Origin of the sequence: Mesorhizobium sp. M7D.F.Ca.US.004.01.2.1 (genome assembly GCF_003997785.1) — a bacterium.
GTDB classification, from domain to species: Bacteria; Pseudomonadota; Alphaproteobacteria; order Rhizobiales; family Rhizobiaceae; genus Mesorhizobium; species Mesorhizobium loti.
On the sequence record NZ_RZRQ01000608.1, the window covers coordinates 1 to 1825 of the forward strand.

A 1825-nucleotide genomic window follows, 5' to 3' on the forward strand; every position below is an offset into this window, starting at 1 on the left:
GGCCTGAACGGTGCGTTCTCGAACGCAGGTTCAGTGGTCGTGGCCCACTACGCCGGTATCACCGTCGCGCAAATGAACGACCTTCGGTCGAAAATGCGCGCCGCCGGTGGCACCGTCAAAGTCGCGAAGAACCGTCTCGCCAAAATCGCTCTTCAGGGCACGGACTCCGCATCGATCATCGAGCTGTTCAAGGGACAGACGCTGATTGCTTATTCGGAGGATCCGATTGCGGCGCCGAAGGTCGCGTCCGATTTCGCCAAGGGAAATGACAAGCTCGTCATTCTCGGCGGCGCAATGGGCACCACCTCGCTCAACGCCGACGGTGTGAAGGCACTCGCCACACTTCCGTCGCTCGATGAGCTGCGCGCCAGGCTGGTTGGCATGATCGCCACGCCGGCAACCCGGATCGCCCAGATCGTCAATGCGCCAGCGGCCTCGGTCGCGCGCGTCATCGGCGCTTACGCCCGGAAGGACGAGGCGGCATGAGGCCGTTCCTCGCTATCACAAACACACGTTCGAACCTTATGAAGGAATACAACAATGGCTGATCTCGCAAAGATCGTAGACGACCTTTCGAAGCTGACCGTCCTCGAGGCGGCCGAGCTGTCGAAGCTTCTGGAAGAAAAGTGGGGCGTTTCCGCCGCTGCTCCGGTGGCTGTTGCCGCCGCTGGCGGTGGTGCGGCCGCTGCTGCTCCGGTCGAGGAAAAGACGGAATTCGACGTCGTCCTCACCGAGGCAGGCGCTCAGAAGATCAACGTCATCAAGGAAGTCCGCGCCATCACCGGTCTTGGCCTCAAGGAAGCCAAGGATCTGGTCGAAGCGGCTCCGAAGCCGGTCAAGGAAGCCGTTTCCAAGGCCGACGCTGACAAGTTCAAGGCCCAGCTGGAAGCAGCCGGCGCCAAGGTCGAACTGAAGTAAGCGTAAAAGCGGCGGGCGGCCTCGCGCCGTCCGCCACTCCCTTCGCTGGAAGGGAGCACGCGCAGCGCGAGACGTACGAGAACCTCTTTCCTGAGGGCCGAAAACCGGCCTTCAGGAAACGGGTTTTCTCCCGTTCTAGCCGGCCGCCGACAGGCGCCGGGAAAACAGACAGAGGGTTGCCGCCAAGGTGGCCCAGCATGCAAGGCGAGCCGCGGCGAGGCTCGTCCCGAGTTTAGAGCTAAGGAGCGACGATGGCCCAGACCCAGACTTTCAATGGCCGCAGACGCGTACGCAAGTTCTTCGGAAAGATCCCGGAAGTTGCGGAGATGCCGAACCTGATCGAGGTTCAGAAGGCATCCTATGACCAGTTCCTGATGGTGGCGGAGCCCAAGGGTGGGCGTCCGGACGAGGGACTGCAGGCCGTTTTCAAGTCGGTCTTCCCGATCTCCGATTTTTCCGGCTCCTCGATGTTGGAGTTCGTGAAGTACGAGTTCGAAGGACCGAAATTCGACGTTGACGAATGCCGTCAGCGCGACCTCACCTATGCCGCGCCGCTTAAGGTGACGCTGCGCCTCATCGTGTTCGATATCGACGAGGATACCGGCGCCAAGTCCATCAAGGACATCAAGGAGCAGGACGTCTACATGGGCGACATGCCGCTCATGACCTTGAACGGTACCTTCATCGTCAACGGCACCGAGCGCGTCATCGTTTCGCAGATGCACCGTTCGCCGGGCGTCTTCTTCGACCATGACAAGGGCAAGTCGCACTCGTCGGGCAAGCTTCTGTTTGCCGCGCGCGTCATTCCCTATCGCGGTTCGTGGCTCGACATCGAGTTCGATTCCAAGGACGTCGTGCACGCCCGCATCGATCGTCGCCGCAAGATTCCGGTGACGTCGCTGCTGCT

General features: G+C 61.2%; 2 protein-coding genes and 1 pseudogene. All 3 read left to right on the plus strand.

Going from position 1 to position 1825, the window contains the following annotated elements:
- Positions 1 to 3: 3 nt before the first annotated feature.
- Complete coding sequence (gene rplJ, locus EN993_RS35370; protein ID WP_127266199.1) at positions 4 to 486, plus strand: 50S ribosomal protein L10; 483 nt, start codon at positions 4 to 6, stop codon at positions 484 to 486.
- Positions 487 to 540: 54 nt separating this feature from the next.
- The gene (gene rplL / locus EN993_RS35375; protein WP_027038853.1) at positions 541 to 918 is read left to right on the plus strand and encodes a 50S ribosomal protein L7/L12; all 378 of its coding nucleotides are present in this window, start codon (positions 541 to 543) and stop codon (positions 916 to 918) included.
- A 251-nt stretch (positions 919 to 1169) separates the two neighbouring features.
- Positions 1170 to 1825: pseudogene (locus tag EN993_RS35380) on the plus strand (DNA-directed RNA polymerase subunit beta); the annotation flags it as partial.